This window comes from Pseudomonas allokribbensis (assembly GCF_014863605.1).
GTDB lineage: Bacteria > Pseudomonadota > Gammaproteobacteria > Pseudomonadales > Pseudomonadaceae > Aquipseudomonas > Aquipseudomonas allokribbensis.
This window is the reverse complement of the sequence record NZ_CP062252.1, coordinates 5,412,816-5,437,352: the sequence shown is the minus strand read 5'-3', so window position 1 is coordinate 5,437,352 and position 24,537 is coordinate 5,412,816. Positions and strand designations below refer to the sequence as shown.

General features: G+C 61.8%; 21 protein-coding genes and 1 pseudogene. 13 read left to right on the top strand and 9 right to left on the bottom strand.

Annotation, left to right across the window (positions count from 1 at the left end):
- The first annotated feature begins 5 nt into the window (after positions 1-5).
- The 9 genes from murD (at position 6) to lpxC (ending at position 10,484) form a co-directional block, all read left to right on the top strand.
- Positions 6-1,352: a UDP-N-acetylmuramoyl-L-alanine--D-glutamate ligase gene (gene murD / locus IF199_RS24890; protein ID WP_192558953.1), complete on the top strand. Its 1,347-nt coding sequence runs from the start codon at positions 6-8 to the stop codon at positions 1,350-1,352.
- Positions 1,349-2,566 carry a putative lipid II flippase FtsW gene (gene ftsW, locus IF199_RS24885; protein ID WP_096822830.1) on the top strand — a complete coding sequence of 406 codons (1,218 nt, stop codon included), beginning with the start codon at positions 1,349-1,351 and terminating at the stop codon, positions 2,564-2,566. Before murD ends, ftsW begins: the two co-directional genes overlap by 4 nt.
- Positions 2,556-3,626 (top strand): undecaprenyldiphospho-muramoylpentapeptide beta-N-acetylglucosaminyltransferase, encoded by a 1,071-nt coding sequence (gene murG / locus IF199_RS24880; protein WP_096822829.1) that lies wholly within the window; start codon positions 2,556-2,558, stop codon positions 3,624-3,626. Before ftsW ends, murG begins: the two co-directional genes overlap by 11 nt.
- Positions 3,619-5,079: a UDP-N-acetylmuramate--L-alanine ligase gene (gene murC / locus IF199_RS24875; protein ID WP_085733672.1), complete on the top strand. Its 1,461-nt coding sequence runs from the start codon at positions 3,619-3,621 to the stop codon at positions 5,077-5,079. The genes murG and murC overlap by 8 nt, the downstream gene beginning before the upstream one ends.
- Complete coding sequence (locus tag IF199_RS24870; RefSeq protein ID WP_096822828.1) at positions 5,076-6,050, top strand: D-alanine--D-alanine ligase; 975 nt, start codon at positions 5,076-5,078, stop codon at positions 6,048-6,050. Before murC ends, IF199_RS24870 begins: the two co-directional genes overlap by 4 nt.
- Positions 6,051-6,054: 4 nt before the next feature.
- Positions 6,055-6,921: a cell division protein FtsQ/DivIB gene (locus tag IF199_RS24865; protein ID WP_096822827.1), complete on the top strand. Its 867-nt coding sequence runs from the start codon at positions 6,055-6,057 to the stop codon at positions 6,919-6,921.
- 15 nt (positions 6,922-6,936) lie between these two features.
- Positions 6,937-8,196, top strand: a complete 1,260-nt coding sequence (ftsA, locus tag IF199_RS24860; RefSeq protein WP_007956755.1) for a cell division protein FtsA — start codon at positions 6,937-6,939, stop codon at positions 8,194-8,196.
- 67 nt (positions 8,197-8,263) lie between these two features.
- Positions 8,264-9,460 carry a cell division protein FtsZ gene (ftsZ, locus tag IF199_RS24855; RefSeq protein WP_025109282.1) on the top strand — a complete coding sequence of 399 codons (1,197 nt, stop codon included), beginning with the start codon at positions 8,264-8,266 and terminating at the stop codon, positions 9,458-9,460.
- Between the two features lie 112 nt (positions 9,461-9,572).
- On the top strand, positions 9,573-10,484 hold the full coding sequence (lpxC, locus tag IF199_RS24850; protein ID WP_007916984.1) for a UDP-3-O-acyl-N-acetylglucosamine deacetylase: 912 nt from the start codon (positions 9,573-9,575) through the stop codon (positions 10,482-10,484).
- Positions 10,485-10,545: 61 nt separating this feature from the next.
- Here the strand turns inward: lpxC and IF199_RS24845 are convergent, their stop codons facing one another.
- From IF199_RS24845 to IF199_RS24815, 7 genes are all read right to left on the bottom strand, one after another.
- The gene (locus IF199_RS24845) at positions 10,546-12,054 is read right to left on the bottom strand and encodes a sensor domain-containing diguanylate cyclase (RefSeq protein ID WP_102621248.1); all 1,509 of its coding nucleotides are present in this window, start codon (positions 12,052-12,054) and stop codon (positions 10,546-10,548) included.
- 112 nt (positions 12,055-12,166) lie between these two features.
- Positions 12,167-13,483, bottom strand: a complete 1,317-nt coding sequence (locus IF199_RS24840; protein ID WP_192558952.1) for an OprD family porin — start codon at positions 13,481-13,483, stop codon at positions 12,167-12,169.
- Between the two features lie 194 nt (positions 13,484-13,677).
- Positions 13,678-13,899, bottom strand: a complete 222-nt coding sequence (locus tag IF199_RS24835; protein ID WP_102621250.1) for a hypothetical protein — start codon at positions 13,897-13,899, stop codon at positions 13,678-13,680.
- 121 nt (positions 13,900-14,020) lie between these two features.
- Positions 14,021-15,385 (bottom strand): heavy metal sensor histidine kinase, encoded by a 1,365-nt coding sequence (locus IF199_RS24830; RefSeq protein WP_192558951.1) that lies wholly within the window; start codon positions 15,383-15,385, stop codon positions 14,021-14,023.
- Entirely contained in the window at positions 15,375-16,052 is a 678-nt protein-coding gene (locus IF199_RS24825) for a heavy metal response regulator transcription factor (RefSeq protein ID WP_053123617.1), read from the bottom strand. The genes IF199_RS24830 and IF199_RS24825 overlap by 11 nt, the downstream gene beginning before the upstream one ends.
- Positions 16,053-16,060: 8 nt before the next feature.
- Positions 16,061-19,162 carry a multidrug efflux RND transporter permease subunit gene (locus tag IF199_RS24820; RefSeq protein WP_192558950.1) on the bottom strand — a complete coding sequence of 1,034 codons (3,102 nt, stop codon included), beginning with the start codon at positions 19,160-19,162 and terminating at the stop codon, positions 16,061-16,063.
- Positions 19,159-20,319, bottom strand: coding sequence for an efflux RND transporter periplasmic adaptor subunit (locus IF199_RS24815; protein WP_096822821.1), 1,161 nt, complete (start codon positions 20,317-20,319; stop codon positions 19,159-19,161). Before IF199_RS24815 ends, IF199_RS24820 begins: the two co-directional genes overlap by 4 nt.
- Before the next feature lie 650 nt (positions 20,320-20,969).
- Here IF199_RS24815 and IF199_RS24810 point away from each other — a divergent pair.
- The 4 genes and pseudogenes from IF199_RS24810 to IF199_RS24800 all read left to right on the top strand — a co-directional run bounded on the left by IF199_RS24810 (position 20,970) and on the right by IF199_RS24800 (position 23,363).
- Positions 20,970-21,275: a type 1 fimbrial protein gene (locus tag IF199_RS24810; protein WP_192558949.1), complete on the top strand. Its 306-nt coding sequence runs from the start codon at positions 20,970-20,972 to the stop codon at positions 21,273-21,275.
- Between the two features lie 111 nt (positions 21,276-21,386).
- Positions 21,387-21,626, top strand: coding sequence for a hypothetical protein (locus IF199_RS24805; protein ID WP_096822819.1), 240 nt, complete (start codon positions 21,387-21,389; stop codon positions 21,624-21,626).
- A gap of 147 nt (positions 21,627-21,773) precedes the next feature.
- Positions 21,774-22,055 (top strand): annotated as a pseudogene (locus tag IF199_RS30690) (PAS domain-containing protein); the annotation flags it as partial.
- Between the two features lie 243 nt (positions 22,056-22,298).
- Positions 22,299-23,363, top strand: coding sequence for a methyl-accepting chemotaxis protein (locus IF199_RS24800; RefSeq protein WP_425220395.1), 1,065 nt, complete (start codon positions 22,299-22,301; stop codon positions 23,361-23,363).
- Here IF199_RS24800 and IF199_RS24795 read toward each other — a convergent pair.
- Both IF199_RS24795 and IF199_RS24790 read right to left on the bottom strand, forming a co-directional pair.
- Positions 23,360-24,109 (bottom strand): YkgJ family cysteine cluster protein, encoded by a 750-nt coding sequence (locus IF199_RS24795; RefSeq protein ID WP_192558947.1) that lies wholly within the window; start codon positions 24,107-24,109, stop codon positions 23,360-23,362. The two genes, IF199_RS24800 and IF199_RS24795, sit on opposite strands and share 4 nt — an antisense overlap.
- A gap of 87 nt (positions 24,110-24,196) precedes the next feature.
- Positions 24,197-24,514 carry a hypothetical protein gene (locus IF199_RS24790; protein WP_192558946.1) on the bottom strand — a complete coding sequence of 106 codons (318 nt, stop codon included), beginning with the start codon at positions 24,512-24,514 and terminating at the stop codon, positions 24,197-24,199.
- Between the last annotated feature and the right edge of the window lie 23 nt (positions 24,515-24,537).

The window sequence follows — 24,537 nt, the reverse complement described above, 5'->3', positions numbered from 1 at the left end:
AACGAGTGTCTCTGATCGCTTCTGACCACTTCCGTATCGTTGTCGGCCTCGGCAAGAGCGGCATGTCCCTGGTTCGCTTCCTGGCGAACCGGGGCGTGGCGTTTGCGGTGGCCGACACGCGGGAAAATCCACCGGAACTGGCCACGCTCCAGCGTGACTATCCGCACGTGGAAGTGCGTTGTGGCGAGCTGGACGTCGAGTTCCTGTGCCGTGCCGACGAGCTCTACGTGAGCCCCGGTCTGGCGCTGGCGACCCCGGCCCTGCAAGCCGCCGCGGCCCGTGGCGTGAAGTTGTCCGGCGACATCGAGCTGTTCGCGCGTAACGCGAAGGCGCCGATCGTGGCCATCAGCGGTTCCAACGCGAAAAGCACCGTCACCACCCTGGTCGGCGAGATGGCGGCTGCGGCCGGCAAACGTGTGGCAGTGGGCGGCAACCTCGGTACGCCGGCGTTGGACCTGCTCAGCGATGACGTCGAGCTGTACGTGATGGAGCTGTCGAGCTTCCAGCTGGAAACCACCGACCAGCTCAACGCCGAAGTGGCGACCGTGCTCAACATCAGCGAAGACCACATGGATCGCTACAGCGGTCTGCCGGCCTATCACCTGGCCAAGCACCGGATTTTCCGTGGCGCCAAGCAGTTCGTGGTCAATCGTCAGGACGCGTTGACCCGTCCGCTGATGGGCGAGGGCCAGCCATGCTGGACCTTCGGCCTCACCAAACCCGATTTCAAGGCGTTCGGTCTGCGCGAAGAGAATGGCGAGAAATACCTGGCCTTCGAATTCCAGAACCTGATGCCGGTACGTGAACTGAAGATTCGCGGCGCCCACAACCAGTCCAACGCCTTGGCGGCGCTGGCGCTCGGCCACGCGGTCGGGCTGCCGTTCGACGCCATGCTCGCGGCCCTGCGCAACTTCGCCGGCCTCGAGCATCGCTGCCAGTGGGTGCGTGACCTGGGCGGCGTCGGTTACTACAACGATTCCAAAGCCACCAACGTCGGCGCCGCACTGGCTGCCATCGAAGGCCTGGGTGCGGACATCGAAGGCAAGGTCGTGCTGATCGCCGGTGGCGATGGCAAGGGTGCAGAGTTCAAGGACCTGCGTGACCCGGTAGCCGCTCATTGCCGCGCCGTGATCCTGATGGGCCGCGACTCCGACAAGATCGGCGAGGCCATCGGCGACGCCGTGCCGCTGATTCGCGCCACTTCCTTGGTCGATGCGGTCGAACAATGCCGCGCCGCCGCCCAACCGGGTGACGTGGTGCTGCTGTCGCCGGCCTGCGCCAGTTTCGACATGTTCAAGAATTACGAAGACCGTGGTCACCAGTTCGTCCGCGCCGTGGAGGAACTGGCATGAGCCTGAGAAACATCATCAAGCCGTATCCGTCGCCGATCATCACCGGGCGCGGGATCGACCTCGACTTCCCGATGCTCGCCGGTTGCCTGGCGCTGCTCGGCTTGGGCCTGATCATGATCGCTTCGGCATCGACTGAAGTCGGTGCGGTGCAGTCGGGCAGTGCGCTGTATTACATGACCCGTCACCTGATCTACGTGGTGCTGGGACTGGGCGCGTGCATCGTCACCATGATGATTCCGATCGCCACCTGGCAGCGGCTGGGCTGGCTGATGCTGATTGGTGCGTTCGGTCTGTTGGTGATGGTGATCGTCCCGGGGATCGGCCGTGAGGTTAACGGTTCGATGCGCTGGATCGGTTTCAGCTTCTTCAACGTTCAGCCGTCCGAGATCGCCAAGGTGTTCGTGGTGATTTACCTCGCCGGTTATCTGGTGCGTCGCCAGAAGGAAGTGCGCGAGAGCTGGATGGGCTTCTTCAAGCCATTCATCGTGCTGCTGCCGATGGCCGGCCTGTTGCTGATGGAGCCGGACTTCGGTGCCACCGTCGTAATGATGGGCGCCGCGGCGGCGATGCTGTTCCTCGGCGGGGTCGGGTTGTTCCGGTTCTCACTGATGGTGGTGCTGGCGGTGGCGGCGGTGGTGTTGCTGATTCAGATGCAACCGTACCGGATGGCGCGTCTGACCAACTTCGCCGACCCGTGGGCCGACCAGTTCGGTGCCGGTTATCAATTGTCGCAAGCGTTGATCGCGTTCGGTCGCGGCGAGTGGCTGGGCGTGGGTCTGGGCAACAGTGTGCAGAAGCAGTTCTACCTGCCGGAAGCCCACACCGACTTCGTGTTCTCGGTACTGGCTGAAGAGCTGGGCGCGGTGGGTTCGCTGTGCACCGTCGCGCTGTTCGTGTTCGTGTGTATTCGCGGCATGTACATCGGTCTGTGGGCCGAGAAAGCCAAACAGTTTTTTGCCGCTTATGTTGCCTACGGTCTGTCGTTCCTGTGGATCGGTCAGTTCCTGATCAACATCGGCGTGAACGTCGGCCTGCTGCCGACCAAGGGCCTGACCTTGCCGTTTCTCAGTTATGGCGGCAGTTCCCTGGTGATCTGCTGCGCCTGCCTTGGCTTGTTGCTGAGGATCGAGTGGGAGAGTCGGACCCACCTGGGCAGTGAAGAGATGGAATTCCATGAGAGCGACTTCGCGGAGGAGCCGAATCATGGGCGCTAACGTATTGATCATGGCCGGCGGTACCGGTGGCCACGTGTTCCCGGCACTGTCCTGTGCCCGTGAATTCCAGGCGCGCGGCTATACCGTGCACTGGCTCGGCACGCCACGCGGGATCGAAAACGACCTGGTGCCGGCCGCCGGCCTCGAATTGCATCGCATCAACGCCAGCGGTCTGCGCGGCAAGGGCAAGCTGTCGCTGCTCAAGGCGCCGTTCATGCTGCTGAAGTCGGTGTGGCAGGCGCGGGCGATCATTCGCCGGCTGCGTCCGGTGTGTGTGGTCGGCTTCGGTGGTTACGTGACCGGCCCTGGTGGCATCGCCGCGAAACTGGCCGGCGTACCGGTGATCGTTCACGAGCAGAACGCCGTGGCCGGCACCGCCAATCGGTTGCTGGTGCCGTTCGCCGCCCGGGTGTGTGAAGCCTTCCCCGACACCTTTACCCTGTCGGACAGCCGCCGTACCACCGGTAATCCGGTGCGCAGCGAGCTGTTCCTCGAAACACCGCGTGCGGCCCTGGCCGGACGCAAGGCGCGTTTGCTGATTCTGGGCGGAAGCCTGGGCGCAGAACCGTTGAACAAGTTGCTGCCTGAAGCCCTGGCACAAGTCGCTGCCGACTTGCGTCCGGAAGTGTTTCATCAGGCCGGCAAAAATCACGATGAAGTGACTGCGGAGCGCTACCGCGCCGCCGGCGTGGACGCGCAGGTGCAGCCCTTCATCAAGGACATGGCCCAGGCCTATGGCTGGGCTGACCTGGTGGTGTGCCGCGCAGGCGCATTGACCGTCAGTGAGCTGGCTGCCGCCGGTCTGCCCTCGATGCTGGTGCCCTTGCCCCACGCGATCGACGATCACCAGACCCGCAACGCCGATTATTTGGCCCGCGAAGGCGCTGCCTTCCTGATGCCGCAAAGAACGACTGGTGCCGCGGACCTTGCCGCGCGCCTGACAGAGGTCTTGATGCAACCGCAACGACTCGAAGAAATGGCCCAAGCGGCCCGCCGTCTGGCAAAACCCGAAGCCACCCGCAGCGTGGTCGATACCTGTCTGGAGGTGGCCCATGGTTGAGAATCAGAAAGCCATGCCGCAACCGGAAATGCGCCGCATCCGTCGCATCCACTTCGTCGGGATCGGCGGCGTGGGCATGTGCGGCATTGCCGAAGTATTGTTGAACCTGGGTTACGCCGTCTCCGGCTCCGACCTGAAGGCTTCGCCGGTCACTGAGCGTCTGGAATCCTTCGGTGCGCAGATCTTCATCGGTCACCGTGCCGAGAACGCCGCTGCCGCTGACGTGCTGGTGGTGTCGAGCGCCGTGAACACCTCCAACCCGGAAGTGGCGACCGCCCTTGAGCGTCGTATTCCGGTGGTGCCACGTGCCGAGATGCTCGCCGAGCTGATGCGCTACCGCCATGGCATCGCCGTCGCCGGTACGCACGGCAAAACCACCACCACCAGCCTGATCGCTTCGGTGTTCGCGGCCGGTGGCCTGGACCCGACGTTCGTCATCGGTGGCCGTCTGAATGCCGCGGGCACTAATGCCCAGCTCGGCACCAGCCGCTATCTGATCGCCGAGGCCGACGAGAGCGACGCCAGCTTCCTGCACCTGCAACCGCTGGTGGCCGTGGTCACCAACATCGACGCCGACCACATGGCGACCTACGACGGTGACTTCAACAAACTGAAGAAAACCTTCGTCGAGTTCCTGCACAACCTGCCGTTCTATGGTCTGGCGGTGATGTGTCTGGACGACCCGGTGGTGCGTGAAATCCTGCCGCAGGTGAAGCGTCCGACCGTCACCTACGGCTTCAGCGAAGACGCTGACGTGCGCGCTATCAATGTGCGCCAGCAAGGCATGCAGACTTTCTTCACCGTGCTGCGTCCTGATCGCGAGCCGCTGGATGTGTCCGTGAACATGCCGGGCAACCACAACGTGCTCAATTCCCTGGCGACCATCTGCATCGCCACCGACGAGGGCGTCAGTGATGAAGCCATCGTCCAGGGCCTGTCCGGGTTCCAGGGTGTCGGCCGACGTTTCCAGGTCTACGGCGAGCTGCCGGTGGACGGCGGCAACGTGATGCTGGTCGATGACTACGGTCACCACCCGACCGAAGTCGCGGCCGTGATCAAGGCTGTGCGCGGTGGCTGGCCAGAGCGCCGCCTGGTGATGGTCTACCAGCCGCACCGCTACAGCCGCACCCGTGACCTGTACGACGACTTCGTCAATGTACTGGCCGACGCCAACGTGCTGCTGCTGATGGAAGTCTATCCGGCCGGCGAAGAGCCGATTCCGGGGGCTGACAGCCGCAAGCTGTGCAACAGCATCCGTCAGCGCGGTCAGTTGGACCCGATCTACATCGAGCGCGGTGTCGATCTCGCGCCGCTGGTCAAGCCGCTGCTGCGTGCCGGCGACATTCTGCTGTGCCAGGGCGCCGGTGACATCGGCGGCCTCGCACCGAAACTGTTGAAAAGCGAGTTGTTCGCCGGTGCCGTGGCGGCGCCGGTCGAGGGGAAGTTGAAATGACTGCTGCCTACGCCAATCTGTTCTCCACCATTGCCCCGAAAGACTTCGGCCGCGTTGCCGTGCTGTTCGGTGGCTTGAGTGCCGAGCGTGAAGTCTCGCTGAAGTCCGGCAACGCCGTGCTCACTGCGCTGCAAAGCGCCGGTGTGGACGCGTTCGGGATCGACGTCGGCGCTGACATTCTGCAGCGCTTGCTGAGCGAAAAAATCGACCGCGCGTTCATCATCCTCCACGGTCGTGGCGGTGAAGACGGCAGTATGCAGGGCCTGCTCGAAGTGGCCGGCATTCCGTACACCGGCAGCGGCATCCTGGCTTCCGCGCTGGCGATGGACAAACTGCGCACCAAGCAGGTCTGGCACACGCTGGGTATTCCGACGCCACGTCACGCCGTGCTGCGCAGCGAGGCCGATTGTATTTCGGCAGCGACGGAACTGGGCTTCCCTTTGATCGTCAAACCGGCGCATGAAGGTTCAAGTATCGGGATGGCCAAAGTGAGTTCTGCGTCCGAGTTGATCGACGCATGGAAAGCGGCCAGTACCTACGATTCGCAAGTGTTGGTCGAGCAATGGATCCACGGTCCGGAGTTCACCATCGCCACCCTGCGTGACCAGGTGTTGCCTCCTATCGCCCTGGGTACGCCACACACGTTCTACGACTACGACGCCAAGTACATCGCCAACGATACCCAGTATCGGATTCCGTGCGGGCTGGATGCCGCCAAGGAAAAAGAACTCATGGACCTCACGGCGCAAGCCTGCGAAGCGCTGGGCATTGGTGGTTGGGGTCGGGCGGACGTGATGCAGGACGCCGACGGCAAATTCTGGTTCCTGGAAGTCAACACCGCTCCCGGCATGACCGATCACAGCCTGGTACCGATGGCGGCGAAAGCGGCCGGTCTGGATTTCCAGCAACTGGTCCTGGCCATTCTGGCCGCCAGTGTCGATGCCGATGGCAAGAAAGAGGCGCGAGGTTAAGACCATGCAAGGCGCACAGCTCAGACATCAGCCACCCGCTCCCGGCCGCAAGCCGGTGCCGCGGGGTGCCAGCCGAATGGTGGCCAAAGAGCCGATGTCCGCGCGCCTGCCCAAAGCCAATTTCGGCTTTCTGAAAAGCCTGTTCTGGCCGGTATTGCTGGTGGTACTCGGGTTCGGTACCTACGAAGGCGCGCAGCGTTTGTTGCCGTACGCCGACCGGCCGATCACCAAGATCGCGGTGCAGGGCGACCTGAGCTACATCAGCCAGCAAGCGGTGCAGCAGCGAATCGCCCCGTACGTGGCGTCGAGCTTCTTCACCATCGACCTGGCGAGCATGCGCACCGAGCTGGAGCAGATGCCGTGGATCGCTCACGCCGAAGTCCGTCGGGTGTGGCCGGACCAGGTGGTGATCCGCCTCGAAGAGCAACTGCCCGTGGCCCGTTGGGGCGACGAGTCGCTGCTCAACAACCAGGGCCAGGCGTTCACGCCCAAGGAACTGGCGAACTACGAACACTTGCCACAGCTGTTCGGCCCGCAGCGGGCCCAGCAGCAAGTGATGCAGCAGTATCAGGTGCTGAGCCAGATGCTCAGGCCAATGGGCTTCTCGATTGCGCGCCTTGAGCTGCGTGAGCGTGGCAGCTGGTTCCTGACTACCGGTGCCGGCAGTTCCGGCCCCGGCATCGAGTTGCTGCTGGGACGCGGCAACCTGGTGGAAAAGATGCGCCGCTTCATTGCCATCTATGACAAGACGCTTAAAGACCAGATTACGAACATTGCGCGCATCGATCTGCGCTATGCCAACGGCCTCGCTGTTGGCTGGCGGGAACCAGTAGCGCCGACGACAGCCCAACCCGCTGTCGCAAAGAATTAAGAAGAGGCAGGACCCATGGCAAACGTGCAAAGCGGCAAAATGATCGTCGGTCTCGATATCGGCACCTCCAAGGTGGTGGCGCTGGTCGGCGAGGTTGCGGACGACGGCTCGCTGGAAATCGTCGGGATCGGCACTCATCCGTCCCGCGGCCTGAAGAAAGGCGTGGTGGTGAACATCGAGTCCACCGTGCAATCGATCCAGCGCGCGATTGAAGAAGCCCAACTGATGGCGGGCTGCCGCATTCACTCGGCGTTCGTCGGCGTGGCGGGCAATCACATCCGCAGCCTGAACTCTCACGGCATCGTGGCGATTCGTGATCGCGAAGTCAGCTCGGCTGACCTGGAGCGCGTACTCGACGCCGCCCAGGCTGTGGCGATCCCGGCTGACCAGCGGGTGCTGCACACCTTGCCGCAGGACTACGTGATCGATAACCAGGAAGGCGTGCGCGAGCCGCTGGGCATGTCCGGCGTGCGTCTGGAAGCCAAGGTCCACGTGGTCACCTGCGCCGTCAACGCTGCACAGAACATTGAAAAATGCGTGCGCCGCTGCGGTCTGGAAATCGACGACATCATTCTCGAGCAATTGGCCTCGGCCTACTCGGTACTGACCGACGACGAAAAAGAGCTGGGCGTGTGCCTGGTCGACATCGGCGGCGGCACCACCGACATCGCGATCTTCACCGAAGGCGCCATCCGCCACACGGCCGTGATCCCGATTGCCGGGGACCAGGTGACCAACGACATCGCCATGGCGTTGCGCACCCCGACCCAGTACGCCGAAGAGATCAAGATCCGTTACGCCTGCGCGCTGGCCAAACTGGCCGGTGCCGGCGAAACCATCAAGGTGCCGAGCGTCGGCGACCGTCCGCCGCGCGAACTGTCCCGTCAGGCCCTGGCCGAAGTGGTCGAGCCGCGTTACGACGAGCTGTTCACCCTGATCCAGGCCGAGCTGCGTCGCAGCGGCTACGAAGACCTGATCCCGGCCGGCATCGTGCTGACCGGCGGTACGTCGAAAATGGAAGGCGCCACCGAACTGGCCGAGGAAATCTTCCACATGCCGGTCCGCCTGGGTGTGCCCCATGGTGTGAAAGGTCTGGATGACGTGGTGCGCAACCCGATTTATTCCACTGGCGTTGGCTTGTTGATGTACGGCCTGCAGAAGCAGTCCGACGGGATCTCGTTCTCGGGCATCGGCAGCCGCGACAGCTACAGCAACGATGAGCCGCAGGCGCCGTTGCTGGACCGATTGAAGAAGTGGGTTCAAGGCAACTTCTAAAGCTTTACCGCAACACCGCAACAAAATGCAGTAGGCGAAAAAACTAGAGAATGTAAGGAGAGGGAAAATGTTCGAACTCGTAGACAACATCCCCGCAAGCCCGGTAATCAAAGTTATCGGTGTTGGCGGTGGCGGCGGCAACGCTGTCAACCACATGGTCAAGAGCAACATCGAAGGCGTCGAGTTCATCTGCGCCAACACCGATGCTCAAGCGCTGAAAAACATCGGCGCGCGTACCATTCTGCAACTGGGCACCGGCGTGACCAAAGGCCTGGGCGCCGGCGCCAACCCGGAAGTCGGCCGTCAGGCTGCGCTGGAAGATCGCGAGCGCATCGCTGAAGTGCTGGCCGGCACCAACATGGTGTTCATCACCACTGGCATGGGCGGCGGTACCGGTACCGGTGCTGCGCCGATCATCGCCGAAGTGGCCAAGGAAATGGGCATCCTGACCGTTGCTGTCGTGACGCGTCCGTTCCCGTTCGAAGGCCGCAAGCGTATGCAGATCGCCGACGAAGGCATCCGCATGCTCTCCGAAAGCGTCGACTCGTTGATCACCATTCCCAACGAGAAGCTGCTGACCATCCTCGGTAAAGACGCCAGCCTGCTGTCGGCTTTCGCCAAGGCTGACGATGTACTGGCCGGTGCCGTTCGCGGTATCTCCGACATCATCAAGCGTCCGGGCATGATCAACGTCGACTTCGCCGACGTGCGTACCGTGATGAGCGAAATGGGCATGGCGATGATGGGCACTGGCTGCGCCAGCGGTCCGAACCGTGCACGTGAAGCGACCGAAGCGGCCATCCGCAACCCGCTGCTGGAAGACGTGAACCTGCAAGGCGCACGCGGCATCCTGGTGAACATCACTGCCGGTCCTGACCTGTCCCTGGGTGAGTACTCCGACGTGGGTTCGATCATCGAAGCCTTCGCCTCCGAGCACGCGATGGTCAAGGTCGGTACCGTTATCGATCCGGACATGCGCGACGAGCTGCACGTAACTGTGGTTGCCACCGGTCTGGGCGCGAAAATCGAGAAGCCTGTGAAGGTCATCGACAACACCGTTCACACCTCCATGGCTGCCGCTCAGGTGCAACAACCGGCTCCCGCCCGTCAGGAAGCGCCAGCGGTGAACTACCGTGATCTGGACCGTCCGACCGTCATGCGCAACCAGGCTCAGGCCGGTGCTGCGACTGCCGCGAAGATGAATCCGCAAGATGACCTGGACTACCTGGACATCCCGGCTTTCCTGCGTCGTCAGGCTGATTGATGGAATGTATCAGGGCTATGAAGGTGATTGGTGTTCAGCAAAGGCATGGTCTGCTATCATCGCCAGCCTTTGTTGATACCAGTTCGCAATTTGCGCTGAAGCGGCCCAAGCCATGATTAAACAACGCACACTGAAAAATATTATCCGTGCCACAGGTGTAGGCCTGCACTCCGGGGAGAAGGTCTACCTGACCCTCAAGCCTGCGCCTGTCGACACTGGCATTGTGTTTTGTCGCGCTGACCTCGACCCTGTGGTGCAGATTCCTGCCCGCGCGGAAAACGTCGGTGAAACCACTATGTCGACGACGCTGATTAACGGCGACGTCAAAGTGGACACGGTAGAGCACTTGCTCTCGGCCATGGCTGGCCTGGGCATCGATAACGCCTACGTCGAGCTCTCCGCGTCCGAAGTCCCGATCATGGACGGTAGCGCAGGACCTTTCGTATTCCTGATTCAATCGGCAGGCCTGGAAGAACAGGACGCCGCCAAGAAATTCATCCGCATCCTGCGTGAAGTGACAGTGGAAGACGGCGACAAGCGCGCCACTTTCGTCCCTTTCGAAGGGTTCAAGGTGAGCTTCGAGATCGATTTCGATCACCCGGTTTTCCGGGACCGCACCCAAAGTGCAAGCGTGGATTTTTCCAGCACTTCGTTCGTAAAAGAAGTCAGCCGCGCCCGTACTTTCGGTTTCATGAGTGACATCGAGTACCTGCGCAAGCACAACCTCGCACTCGGCGGCAGCGTTGAAAACGCGATCGTGGTCGATGCCGATGGCGTACTGAACGAAGACGGCCTTCGCTATGAAGACGAATTCGTGAAGCACAAGATCCTCGATGCAATTGGCGACCTGTACCTGCTGGGCAATAGCCTGATTGGTGAGTTCAAGGGCTTCAAGTCCGGCCACGCACTGAACAACCAGCTGCTGCGCAAGTTGATTGAGCAGACAGATGCCTGGGAAGTCGTGACGTTCGAAGACGCCAGCACCGCACCAATCTCTTACATGCGCCCGGTTGCGGCAGTGTAAGTAAAAAACCTCTCTAGTTTTTTGAAGGCCACCTTTGGGTGGCCTTTTTTTATGCCTGTTTTCAGGACGCCACCACGACTCGATTCCGGCCACCTTCCTTGGCCTGATACAGCGCCTTGTCTGCCGCAAACATCAGTTGCTCCAGACTGATCTCGCTCGCCGCCGTCCAGGTGCTGATACCGATGCTCACGGTCATCGGCACTTCATCCCCCTCCAGGCGCGGCAACTGCTCCACCGCCGCCCGTACATGTTCGGCAATCTGTTGCGCGCCGACGCTGTCGGTTTCGGCCAGGATCACCGAGAACTCTTCACCGCCATAACGTGCCACCAGATCCGCCGGACGCCGCACATTGGCGCTAATCACTTTGGCCAGTTCGCGCAGTGCCTGATCCCCGGCCTGATGACCATGCCGGTCGTTGAATGCCTTGAAGTGATCGGCATCGACCATCAGCACCGACAACGCCTTGCCCGAGCGCTGGGCACGAAACCATTCGTGCCGCAGCGCCTGATCGAGCATCCGCCGGTTGGCGACGCCGGTCAGGGCATCGGTGGCCGCCAGTTGCGCCAGTTCTCGTTCGGCCCGTTGCCGCAGGCGCAGCTCCCGGGCCAGCAGCCAGGTCAGCCATAACAGGCCGAGGCAAAGCACGCCGGTGGCGCCGCTGATCAGAATCGCCGTGCGCTTCCACGCCCCGAACACTTCATCGCTCGACAGCGCCACGATCACGGTCAGCGGCAGGTTGCCGACCTGAGAGTAGGTGTACAGCCGTTGCTGGTGATCCATGCTCGAAATGCTGCTGAAACTGCCATTGCCGCTGCGGTCGCGCAGAATCCGCACCACATTGGGACGGGCGGCAAAACTCTTGCCGATCGAATCGCTTTGCAGATAGGGCTTCTGGGCCAGCAGGATGCCGTCGTTGTTGATGATGTTCAGCGTGCTGTCGACGCCGATGTCGAGGCTGTTGAACAACTGGTCGAAGTAATCGAGCTTCATCGAAGCGACCGCCACACCCAGGAATTCACCGGTGTCCGAAGAGATGCGCCGGCTGAAGCTGACACGCCACTGGTTGGCGTCGTCGCAGTCGCAACGTGGCTTGAACGGGCGGCTGATGTACATGCCGGTGTCGCGGTTGAAGGCGTGGGCGAGAAAGTAATCGCGGTCGGCGAAATTGCCCGGCAGCGGTTCGACCCGCGAGGAGTCGGCGATGACCTCGCCATGTTTGTCGAGCAGAAGAATGTCGCCCTTGAAGCGCGCGGTCGTGGAGCGGTCGAACAGCGCCAGGTGACGAATCTGCGGTGACACGCTTTTCAGGTCATCGCGCTGGGCCGCTGCGATCAGCCCTTGCAGGGTCAGGTCGTACAGCTCAACGGTGCGCAACACATCGGCATCGATCAGTTGGGCGATGGTGGTGGCACTGCGCGTTGCCGATTCCTGAGCGTTGGCGTGCTCACGAATCAGCAAAAAAGTGACGATGCACACAATCGCGATGACGCTCAGCAGACTGCCGAGGATCAACAGCAACTCGGGGCGTCCGGTCTTGCCCGCAACGGGTGGGGTACGGCTCGCGATCATGGTTGGGTTATCGGTTGAAGAGTCTTCTAAGCGTAGTTGTACAAACGTCGCTGCCGCACACGCAAGAAAAAGGCCAGCGCATAAGGCTGGCCTTCTTACTGTAGCGCCGATCTTAGAAGACGTTGATCGGGTAGTCGATGATCACGCGGTATTCATCTGTGTCCGTATCCAGCGCGCCGTAACCGTTGCCGCCACGGTTGGTGGCCCATTGCAGACGTACCGCCAGGTCTTTGGCCTGGCCGCTCTGCACCACGTATTTGAGGTCGATGTCACGTTCCCAGTGCTTGGCGTTGCGACCTTCGGCGCTGTACCACGAGGCGTAGCCTTTGCTGTCCGGGTCGACCTTGGTCAGGTCCAGCGTGCCGCGCGAGTAAGACACCGCCGAGGTCAGGCCTGGCATGCCGAGACCAGCGAAGTCGTAGGCGTACTTGAGTTTCCACGAGCGCTCGTTCGGGCCGTTGAAGTCCGAGTATTGCTGGGAGTTGTCGAGGTAGATGCTGTCGCCCTGGCTGATGTAGTCGAACGGCGTGTTGCCGTTGACCCGCTGGTACGCGGCGGTGACGCTGTGGCTGCCGATGCCGACGGTGAAATGCAGGCTGTAGGTGTTGTTGTCGATGTTGCCCAGCAACGCGTCGCCGGTGTCCTGCGTGTGATAGAAGTGCAGGCCCGGGTTGAGGGTCACCAGGTCGTTCAGCGCCCAGGTGTAGTCGAGGTCGTAGTAGTACTGGTTCCAGATGTCCTTCAGCTCGGAAGCATAAAGGCTGCTGGTCAGTCCTTCGACGCCGCTCCAGGCCACGCCGGCCCAGTTCAGGTGCTGGCTGTCATCGTGCTCGGCGAGCGTGCCGTAAGAGGTGCCGATGCGTTTGTGACCGCTCTGGTTGTACGGTTTGGTGAAACTGGCCTGGCCACCTTCGATCATCCAGCCGTCGAAGCTGTGGTTGGTCAGGCTGACGCCACGGAAGGTCTGCGGCAGCATGCGGCTTTCACCGCCGGCGATCACCGGGTTGGTGAGGAACAGGTCACCGGCCTTCAATTCGGTATCGAACGCGCGCATTTTCAGCGTGCCACCCGCGGTGGAGAACGAGCCCGGCGCTTTGCCGTTGCCGTCGCTGACCGGCAGGATGCTGGAGTTGTCCGTACCGCCACCACCGTCGAGTTTCAGACCGAGCATGGCGTGGGCATCAATGCCGAAACCGACCGTGCCTTCGGTGTAGCCCGACTGGAATTTGCCGAGGAAACCCTGGCCCCACTCGATGTTGTCGTCCGTCTGCTGCAGGCGGTTACGGTTCATGTAGTAGTTGCGGGCGTTGAGGTTGAGGCTCGAGCCTTCGACGAAACCCTCTTTCTCGGGTTCGGCAGCATGGGCGGCGGGGGCAATCGTTGCGGCAATTGCAATGAACAGCGGGGTGAAGCGAACTGGGTAACGCACGTGCGGTAAAGCTCCTTGGGTCAACTGACACTTCAATGTCTTGAGGTGCGGGATGTTTCTAATTGTAAGAGACGAACCAGGCCGCTTGCACACCACAACGAAAAAAGGCCGCTGAAAGTCAGCGGCCTGGAAGGACGACGGTTGAACGGGAAGAGCCAAACAACCGCGTCGAGGGAAACTGCGCTGTGTGCGACTCAGCTGTCTTTCTCGGCTGCCTGAACCTTGGAAGTTGCGGCCTGAGGGGCTTGCGTGGCGTCTTGGGCCTTGGCCATCACTTCTGCCTGATACTGCTCGAATGCCTGGGCGCGAGCGGCGTTTTGCGCTACGAACGACTGCGATTCTTCAGCCATCGCCATCGGCGACAGGATCAATGAGGACAAAACGAAAGCGCTGGCAATACCCATACTGTTGGACATCTTGAAAACCTTCTTGCTTGGCAAGTGCTGTTTGGTGCGGGCAAAGATAAGGTCGCCGGGCGCCGGGAAACAGCGTGATTTTCATAAATGACTGTTGCGGGAATGGCAACGATCCAGGTCCTCAGACCGGGAGGTGAATGCCAAAAGTGTTCATTCCGCGATCACTGCGCACAAACACATCCCCGCCATGCATCAGCGCAATCGCCTTGACGATCGCCAGCCCCAGACCATGGTTGTTGCCGCTGTTGCTGCGCGACGCATCGACCCGGTAGAAGCGTTCGAACAAGCGCGGCAAATGCTCGCTGGCAATCGGTGAGCCAGGGTTGGCCACGCCGATGCTGACCTGATGTTCCTCGACCGTGATCTGCACTTCGATCACCTGTCCTGGCGCGGTGTGTTGCACTGCGTTGCTCAGCAGATTGATCAACGCCCGGCGCAAATGAGCGATCTCGATCTGCACCTGCGCGTCGCCGCTCACTCGTACTTCGACCTGTGCATCTTCGAGGATGAAATCGAGGTATTCGAGGGTGGTCGCCACTTCATCGGCGAGTGACGTCGAGGTCAGTTTGGTGGCCTTGCTGCCCTGGTCGGCACTGGCCAGAAACAGCATGTCGTTGATGATCGAGCGCAGGCGTTCCAGCTCTTCGAGGTTGGATTGCAGCACTTCGAAATAATGTTCGGCAGAACGCCCGCGAGTGAGGGCAACCTGGGTCTGGCCGATCAGGTTGGTCAGCGGTGAGCGCAGCTCATGGGCCACGTCAGCGTTGAACGATTCCAACCGTGACCAGGCTTGTTCAACCCGCTCCAGTGTCGAGTTGAACGAGTCGACAAACTGTTCCAGTTCCGGTGGCAACGGCGACAGACGCAGGCGTCCGGCCCGCAGCGGCGGTGCCAGGCGTTGCGCCTCGTGGGACAGCTTGATCAGTGGCTTGAGGCCGATCCGCGCCACCCAGTAACCCAATGCAGAGGCCATCAACACGCCGACAATCGCCAGGCCGATCAAGGCGATAAGAAGGTTGTGCTGGGTCTGGTGAAAGGTCTCGGTGTCGATGCTGATCATGAACCGCAGGGGCGGGCGTTGGTCCTTGGCCGGCAGTTCGGTCAGCAGCACTTTCAGCGGGTAATCATGGTTGGGCAGTTGCAGGTCGCGCATGCCCAGGGGGCCTTGGGCAAAGGCGCGGATCATGGCGTCCGGCTGGCCATATTCATAACCCGGGTCACCGCTCACCACCCAGAAGCGGATGCGTTTGTCTTCTTCGCCGAGCAAGTTCAGTTTGGCGTTGATCTTCACCCAATGTTCGGGAGTGCCGAATCGGTTGAGTGCCGACTCCAGTACACTATAACGCGCGTCCAGCTCGGCTTCCGGCAGCAACCCCAAGCCCTTGTCCACCTGCTGATACAGCGCGCCGCCGATCAACAGAAACACCAGCAGCGCCACCAGCGTGAACATTCCGCTCAGGCGCAGCGCAATCGAATTACTGGACACCACGGCTCTCCAGCACATAACCCATGCCACGGATGGTGTGCAGCAGTTTCTCGTCGAACGGCCCGTCGAGCTTGGCCCGCAGACGCTTGATCGCGACTTCGACAACGTTGGCGTCGCTGTCGAAATTGATGTCCCAGACCATTTCCGCAATCGCGGTTTTCGACAGGATCTCACCCTGACGCCGGGCTAAAACGCTGAGCAGCGAAAACTCCTTGGCGGTCAGGTCCAGTCGCGTGCCGGCGCGGGTGGCCTTGCGGCTGATCAAATCTATCCACAGGTCGGCGATGCTCACTTGCACCGGTTCATGGCCGCCACTGCGCCGGGTCAGCGCTTGCAGACGCGCCACCAGTTCGAGGAAGGAAAACGGTTTGCCGAGGTAATCGTCGGCACCGTCGCGCAAACCACGGATCCGGTCTTCGACACGTTCACGGGCGGTGAGCATGATCACTGGCGTCTGTTTGCGCGCACGCAACGCGCGCAGTACGCCAAAGCCGTCGAGGCCCGGCAGCATCACGTCGAGGACGATCACCGCGTAGTCGCTTTCCAGCGCCAGGTGCAGGCCCTCGATGCCGTCGCGGGCCAGATCCACGGTGTAACCCTGTTCCGTCAGGCCGCGGTGCAGATAGTCCGCGGTTTTCTCTTCGTCTTCGATAATCAGAACGCGCATGACCCGCCTCAGTCTGTCGTTGCCAGCGCCGCGACGGGCGCTGGTTTGGGCTTGTGGAACAGCCGCTCAAGCCACAAGTATATGACCGGTGTGGTGAACAGCGTCAGCATCTGGCTGACCAGCAGGCCGCCCACGACCGCGATCCCCAGCGGTTGGCGCAGTTCGGCGCCGGTGCCGTAGCCGAGCATCAGCGGCAGGGCGCCGAGCAGGGCGGCGAGGGTGGTCATGATGATCGGCCGGAACCGCGTGATACACGCCTCGAAAATCGCATCCTGCGGCGACAGCCCGCGATGGCGTTGCGCTTCCAGGGCGAAGTCGATCATCAGGATGCCGTTCTTCTTGACGATACCGATCAGCAGCACCAGCCCGATCAGCGCCATGATCGAAAAGTCCTGGCCGCAGATCCACAGCATGATCACCGCACCGAGACCCGCCGCCGGCAAGGTCGAGATGATCGTCAGCGGGTGGACGAAGCTTTCATAAAGCACACCAAGGATGATGTACACCGCCACCAGCGCCGCCAGAATCAGCCACGGCTGGCTGGCCAGCGAACTCTGGAACGCCTGCGCCGCGCCCTGGAAGTTGCCGCTGATCGCGGTCGGCATGCCGATCTCGGCCTTGGCCTGATTGAGCAGGATCACCGCGTCACCCAACGCCACGCCGGGCGCCAGGTTGAACGACAGGTTGGCGGCCGGGAACATGCCGTCGTGGGCAATTGATAGCGGGCCGATGGTCGGTGCGTCGAATCGGGCCAGCGCCGACAGCGGCACCATCTCCCCGCTCAGCGGCGAGCGCAGGTAGAAATAGTTGAGGCTTTCGGCTTTGCCGCGCTGTGCGGTGTCCAGTTCCAGGATCACGTTGTACTGGTTGACCTGGGTCTGGAACTCGTTGATCTGTCGCTGGCCGAAGGCGTCGTACAGCGCCTCGTCGACATCACTCGCCGTCAGACCGAAACGCGCGGCGGCGCTGCGGTCGATGCTGATGTGGGTGATGCTGCCGCCCAGTTGCAGGTCGTTGGAAATGTCACGGAACGCCGGGTTGCTGCGCAGCTTTTCGGTGAGTTTCTGGGTCCAGGTGGCGAGGGTCGGCCCGTCGTTGCTCTTGAGCACGTATTGATACTGCGCACGGCTCGGACCGGAGCTGAGGTTGATGTCCTGGCCGGCGCGCAGGTAAAGCACGATGCCGGGGACTTTCATCAGTTGCGGACGGATGCGGTCGATGAACTGGCTGGCCGAAACGTCGCGATCACCGCGTTTTTTCAGAGCAATCCAGAAGCGGCCGTTGGCGATGGTCTGGTTGCTGCCGGACACACCCACCGAATGGGAAAACGCCTGGACGGCCGGGTCGGCGGCGACGATTTCGGCCATCGCCAGGTGTTTTTTCACCATGTCGCTGTAGGAAATGTCCGCGGCGGCTTCCGTCGTACCGAGGACGAAGCCGGTGTCCTGCACCGGGAAGAACCCTTTGGGGATAAAGATGTAACCACCGATGGCCATCGCTACAGAAACACCGAACACCGCGATCATCAGTTTCTGGTGGGCGAGGGCGCGGCGCAGGCCTTTTTCGTACCAGCCGAGCAGGCGCTCGCTGAACCCCGGTTTGTCATGGGCGTGATGCACCGGTTTGCGCATGAACAGCGCTGCGAGCGTTGGCGCCAACGTCAACGACACCACCACGGAAATCATGATGGTCGAGGTCGCCGTCAGGGCAAATTCCTTGAACAGGCGCCCGACCACGCCGCCCATGAACAGCAGCGGAATGAACGCGGCCACCAGCGAGAAACTGATCGAGACCACGGTGAATCCGATCTCGCCGGCGCCCTTGACCGCTGCTTCGCGCATGCTGTCGCCGGCTTCCAGATGACGGTGAATGTTCTCCACCACGACGATCGCATCGTCGACCACAAACCCCACCGCCACCACAATCGCAACCAGCGTCAGGTTGTTCAGGCTGAAACCGAGTAAATACATCAAGGCGAAACTGGCGGTCAGCGATACGCCGAGCACCGCCGAGACAATCATCGTTGCCGACAATTGGCGCAGGAACAGCGCCATCACCGCCACCACCAGCAGGATCGCGATCAGCAGGGTGATTTCCACTTCATGCAGGGAGGCGCGAATGGTCTGGGTGCGGTCGATCAGCACTTTGACCTGCACCGAGGCCGGCAGCATGGCTTCGAGGCCGGGCAGGGCGGCTTGAATACGATCCACGGTTTCGACGATGTTGGCCCCCGGCTGGCGGGAGATCACCAGGTTCACCCCCGGTTGATCGCCGGCCCACGCTTGCACGTAGGCATCTTCCGAACCGTTGACGACTTTGGCGACATCTTTCAGGTGAACCGGGGCGCCATCCTTGTAGGAAACGATGAGCTGGCTGTATTCCTCAGGGTGGAACAACTGGTCGTTGGTCGACAGCGTGGAAATGCTCGACTCGCCGTACAGCGCACCTTTGGCGAGGTTGAGGCTGGTCTGCTGGATCGCCAGACGAATGTCGGCGAGGGTCAGGCCGATGGCGGCCAGTTTGTCCGCCGAAGCCTGTACACGAATCGCCGGACGTTGCTGACCGGTAATGTTGATCTGGCCTACACCGTCGATCTGGCTGATCTGACGCGACAGCAGGGTTTCCACCAGATCACTGAGTTCGGTACCGGGCATCTGGGTCGAGCTGACGCTGAGGATCAGTACCGGGCTGTCGGCCGGGTTGACCTTCTTCCAGGTCGGCAGGGTCGGCATGTCTTTCGGCAGTTTGCCGGCGGCGGTGTTGATCGCGGCCTGCACTTCCTGGGCGGCGGTGTCGATGCTCTTGTCGAGGGTGAATTGCAGGGTCAGCAGACTGGAGCCCAGCGCACTGCTGGAGGTCATCTGGGTCATGCCGGGGATGGCACTGAATTGCACCTCCAGCGGCGTGGCCACGGACGACGCCATGGTGTCCGGGCTGGCGCCGGGCAGTTGCGCGGAGACCTGGATCGTCGGAAATTCCGCTTCCGGCAGCGGGGCAATCGGCAGGCGCGGGAAGGCAATCACCCCGACCAGCACCAGCGCGATGGTCAGCAGAATCGTCGCCACCGGGTGATCGATGCACCAGGTCGAAACGCCTTTGTGCTGCTTCATGGCTTGGGCTCCGCTTGCACCACCTGCGGCGGCTCGCTCATGACCTGCACGGTCGAACCGGGCTTGAGCCGCGACTGGCCGTCACTGACCAATACGTCGCCGGGTTTCACACCCTTGATGATGTCCTGGCCGCTGCCCTGATAAACCATCTGCACCTGCACGGCTTCGACCTTGTCGCCGTTGACCCGGTATACAAAGTGTTGATCCAGTCCCCGTTGTACGACAGTGGGCGGGACCACCAGCGCATCTTTATCCAGCGCCGTCTGAATCTTTACCGTCACCAGCAGGCCGGGCCAGAGCTTCTGATTGGGGTTGTCGAATTCGGCCTTGGCGCGGATGGTGCCGGTGTTGGCGTTGATCTGGTTGTCGATCAGGGTCAGGTGACCTTCGCCGAGCAGGTTGCCGGTTTCGCCATCGGTGTCGGCGCCGATGTAGGCCTTGACCTGGGCGCGCTGCGGATCGCTGATCAAACCTTGCAGGGTCGGCAGCATTTGCTGCGGCAGGGAAAACTCTACGGCGATCGGGTCGATCTGGGTCACGGTGAACAGACCCTGGGTGTCGGTCATGCGCAGGAAGTTGCCTTCGTCGACCGTGCGAATCCCGACGCGGCCGGTGACCGGGGAGCGAATCTGGGTGTAGGAAAGTTGTACCTGCGCTGCGTCAATCGACGCCTGGTTGCCTTGGGCGGTGGCTTTGAGCTGGTTGACCAGTGCCTGTTGCTGGTCGTAGGTCTGCTTCGATACACCGTCGTCGACGCTGAGCAGTTTGTAGCGCTTGAGGTTGACCAGCGCCACTTGCAGTTGCGCCTGGCTTTCGCCCAGTTGCGCCCGGGCCTGGTCGAGGCTGGCGCGGATCGAGCGGTCGTCGATGGTGGCGAGCAGGTCGCCCTGTTTGACCAGTTGACCCTCTTTGACCAGAAGCTTGGTGAGGATGCCGTCGATCTGTGGGCGCACCACCACGCTGTGCAGCGAGAGGACCGAGCCGATGCCGCTGGTGTAGCGGGGGACGTCTTTTTCGCTGACGGCGACGACCCTGACCGGGATGGCGGTGGGGGCGGCGAGTTTGGCCGGTGCGGGTTTTATCGCGTACCACAGGCCAGCGGCTGCGAGGGCGATCAGCAGGGTGGCGAGCAGGGCCTTTTTCTTCTGGATTTGCATGCTTGTGGGGCGCCAGGGGGACGGGGTTTGGGCAGGTTGGTTCTTTATAAACTTGTTTGGGGGTCAGGAGGGTGACGGCTGGCTGTCGCGGTTGTCAGTTTCGGCTTTGGGCTTGGCGGCCTTTGGGCCGACCAGGTTTTGGGTGTTCTTTGTGAATATCCGTTTCTGCGGGGGTTGCGGCTGGCGGTTCCGCTCTTACAGCGGCTCACTTTTGCAGACGCCCAAAAGTAAGCAAAACGCTGGGCCCCGGCGTTCGGCACCTCGCTGTGGCTCGGTGTTCCTTCGTTACGGGATTCATCCGGGGGCATCGCCTACGGTTTGCTTCGCTGCACCTCCTCTCGATGTGTTTGGCTTCGCCAAACGGCGCTGCGCGCCCACCCCCGGATAAATCCCTCCACTCAGCCTGCCGAAGGGGCCGGCACGTCAAAAGCTTTACTCGAGCTAACGCTCATCGTGTTGAGTGGTGAGGAGCAGGGTGGTGGTGGTGGTGGTGGTGGTGGTGGTGGTGGTGGTGGTGGTGGTGGCGATTTCCGGATTTTCATCCTTCCCGGTCTCTGCCAACTACGCTCCTAAAGATCCGCCCCCACCAGCGGATACACGGTGTACGGCCCTGACGCCATTGGGGTGGGTCTTTCGGGAGTGTCTTTGCCATGAAGTTGAAAATCGCAATATCGGCTGCGCTTGTCTTGCTTCCGCTTTGTGTTTTTGCCGCGCCGCAAACGAGTGCCGGTGAGATTCGGTTCAGCGGGCGGATTGTCGATTCCGGTTGTGAGGTGGGGCGTGTCGGGGCGTTGGGTTCGAAGGCGTCGCGGCAGGTTGAGGTCAAGCCTGGCCTGACGCTTGATGTCGATTCCTATCGCAATGCGTGCAGTCATGAGGCGTTGCCGTTGTCCGTCACGTATGAGGCGCTGAAGACTTCGAGCGACAAGGGCATTGTCACCATCAGTTATCTGTAGGCCGTTCGGCGTGCCGTGTAAATCTTCAGGTGCCGATATTGGGCGCGCGGGTATACTGCGCGCCTTCGCGGCTCACTGTTCGGGCCCGACTTTTTGCTTTGCGGAGCTTTTATGACTTCCCCGACCCAACCGCCAGTTGATGACGCTATCAGCGACGTCACGGCCGAGCATGCTGAAACCAACGAAACCAAAGCCAAGATCCCGGCCTTCAAGTTCCCGTTCAAGCCAGGTGACCTTGCGGCTGCCAAAGCGGCCAAGCAGCCGCAGTTCAAGGGCAAGGACGGTGATCGTCATGCCAAGATCCCGGGCGTGGCACCGTCAGGCACTCGCCGTTCGATGGGCAAGCGCTGATTCACTCCCGCCTCGGCCGTCGCTGTGATTTTCGATCACAGTGATGGCTAAGTGCTCAGTTCCTGAGCCAGATCAACGTTTAACCAGTTAGTGCGCTTAGAGTCAGCAGCCCTGCCGACTCTTTCCAATAAAACGAGCGCGCTTTCCATGAAGATCAATCTCCCGGTGACCGGGCGCAATGTCGATGTTGCGCCGGATGCGAACATTCTCTCGACCACCGATCTGACCAGCGCGATCACCTACGCCAACGACGACTTCATCAAGATCAGCGGTTACAGCCGTGACGAGCTGCTGGGCACGCCGCATAACCTGTTGCGTCATCCGGACATGCCGGCGCAGGCATTTGCCCATATGTGGCAGACGCTCAAGCGCGGGCGGTCGTGGATGGGGCTGGTGAAGAATCGTTGCAAGAACGGTGATCACTATTGGGTCAGTGCCTATGTCACGCCGGTCACGCAGAACGGTGCGGCGGTGGAGTTTCAGTCGGTGCGTACCCGGCCGGATGCGCGGCAGGTCGCTGCGGCAGAGCGGGCTTACGCGCAGTTGCGCGGGGAGCGGGTGTCGCGTTGGCAGCGGCTGCCGGTGTTGGGGTTGCGGACGCGGATCATGGTGCTGAGCAGTTCGGTGCTGGCGGTGGTGCTGGGGATTGAAGCCTGGCTGCGGCCGGAGTCCATGGGCATCGAAGCCGCTGCGCTGGTGGCCGGCAGTGGCGCCTGTGCCCTGGGCGTGGGCTGGTTGCTGCGGCCGCTGGAACGTCTGACCGAGCGTGCGCGGCAGATTGCCGATAATCCGTTGAGTCAGGGTATTTATACCGGGCGGCGGGATCAGTTCGGGCAGATCGAGTTCGCCTTGCAGATGCTCGAAGCCCAGGTCGGCGCGGTGGTCGGGCGGATCGGTGATGCGTCGCAACGACTGGCCGGGCATGCCGCGCAACTGGTGGATCATTTGCACAGCAGTCACACCAGCACGTTGGCGCAGCAGGCGGAAACCGATCAAGTGGCGGCGGCGATTCATCAGATGGCGGCGAGTGTTGCCGAGGTGGCCAGCCATGCGCAGCAGGCGTCGGTGGCGGCTGATATGGCGGGGACGGAAACCCGTGAGGGGCATCTGCTGGTCGGCGAGAGTCGCAGTGCGGTGTTGCGGCTGGCCGAGGAGTTGGGGCGGGCGACCGAGGTGATTCATCAGCTCGAAGGTCACAGCAGCGAGATTTCCGGGGTGCTGGAGGTGATCCGCAGCATCGCCGAGCAGACCAATCTGCTGGCGCTCAACGCTGCGATCGAAGCGGCGCGGGCCGGGGATGCCGGGCGCGGGTTTGCGGTGGTGGCCGATGAGGTGCGGGGTCTGGCCCAGCGCACTCAGCAGTCGACCAACGAGATTCAGCGGATGATCAGCACCCTGCAAAACGGTGCGCGGGATGCGGTGCTGGTGATGCAGCAGAGCAGCGAGCATGTGGATAACAGTGTTGAACAGGCCCAGCGTGCGGCGCGGGCATTGGATGGCATCAGCGGCCGGGTCGAGCAGATCACCGAGATGAGCTTGCAGATTGCTGCCGCAGTCGAGGAGCAGAGCGCGGTGAGCGAGGACATCAACCGCAACATTGTCAGCATTCGCACGGCCTGTGAACTGACGGTGGATGAAGGGCGCCAGAGCCAGCTCAACTCACAGGACGTGGCGGGGCTGGCGGGGGATTTGCGTTCGCTGGCGCGGGAGTTCTGGGGGCGGCGGCAGGGATCCTAGGCCGCGCGCAGGGAAATGAACGCGTAAGTCTGCGGCGGCTCGGTGACCACTTGTGCACCTGCCGCCAGCACTTGCCCGGCGACATCATCACCGGAGAGGTGAAACAGCCATTCACTGGCCACTTCGCTCAATGGTTGCGCGGTGACCTGATCGATGACCGAGGCAAACACGCCCATGTCTGGCAGGTACGCGGTAAACCCGTCGCCCTTGAGTGCCGTGGTGCGGATACCGAGCAACCCGCAGATCGCATCCTTGGTCCGGATGTCATCGCGATCCGCCTGACGGGAGCGCTGGATCAGCGTCACCAGTTCCTGATCCACCAATTCACCACCGACGATCAGCTCCGGCCCTTGTTCCCACGATTCCGGCGGGCAGTCCTTGGCGGCAGGGTTCAGCGGAATGTGCGGATTGATTTCGGCGGGATAGATGCGACACACCAGCGGCCGGCGCTCGTAGATGCGGCACAGCTTGTCTTCGTCAAGATTCCGGCAGGGACCGACGTTGTAGGCGGCGAAGGTGATCGCCACATGGGCGTCGGAGTTTCCGCTGCGCACTACCGCCGAACGACGCTGCGCATGCTCACGCTGCTGTTCCGGCAGGCCCAGGCCGTTGGCGAGAAATGCTTCCACCAACACGATCACCTGACCGCCGTCAGCCGCCCACATACGGGCTTCGGTCAGCGTGAGAGGCACGTGGTGATCGGTGCAGCATTTGCCGCAACCTACGCAGGAAAACGTCGTATTCATTGAGCGGGCGATCTTCAATCAGGGTGTGAAACGGCGACGTAAAACCGCCATGCAGGCCTGGGTTGAAGCAAGTTGTGCGCCATTCACTCAGGGCTTGGCGGTCGGGCGGATCGAGTCCCATTCGGTGACGAACGCGGTTTTCGACTTTTTGTTGTACAGGCACAACTCGGTGCCTTGCTGGCCCTTCATGTGTTTTTGTGGGTACTGACCTTGCAGCAATAGCGCGGTGTAACCGACGCGGTCATCGAATTGCGCAGCGTTGCCGACGGGTTTGACGTCTTTCAGGCCACTGGCCTTGGTGCAGCTGGCGAGTACGGCTTTGTCATGGGCGGCCCAGGCATCGGGGCTGGAAGCGTGGGCAAACGGGGCAATGAGACAAAGCACGGAGAGGGCGAGACGTTTCATGGTTCGGGCATCCTTGGAGGTTT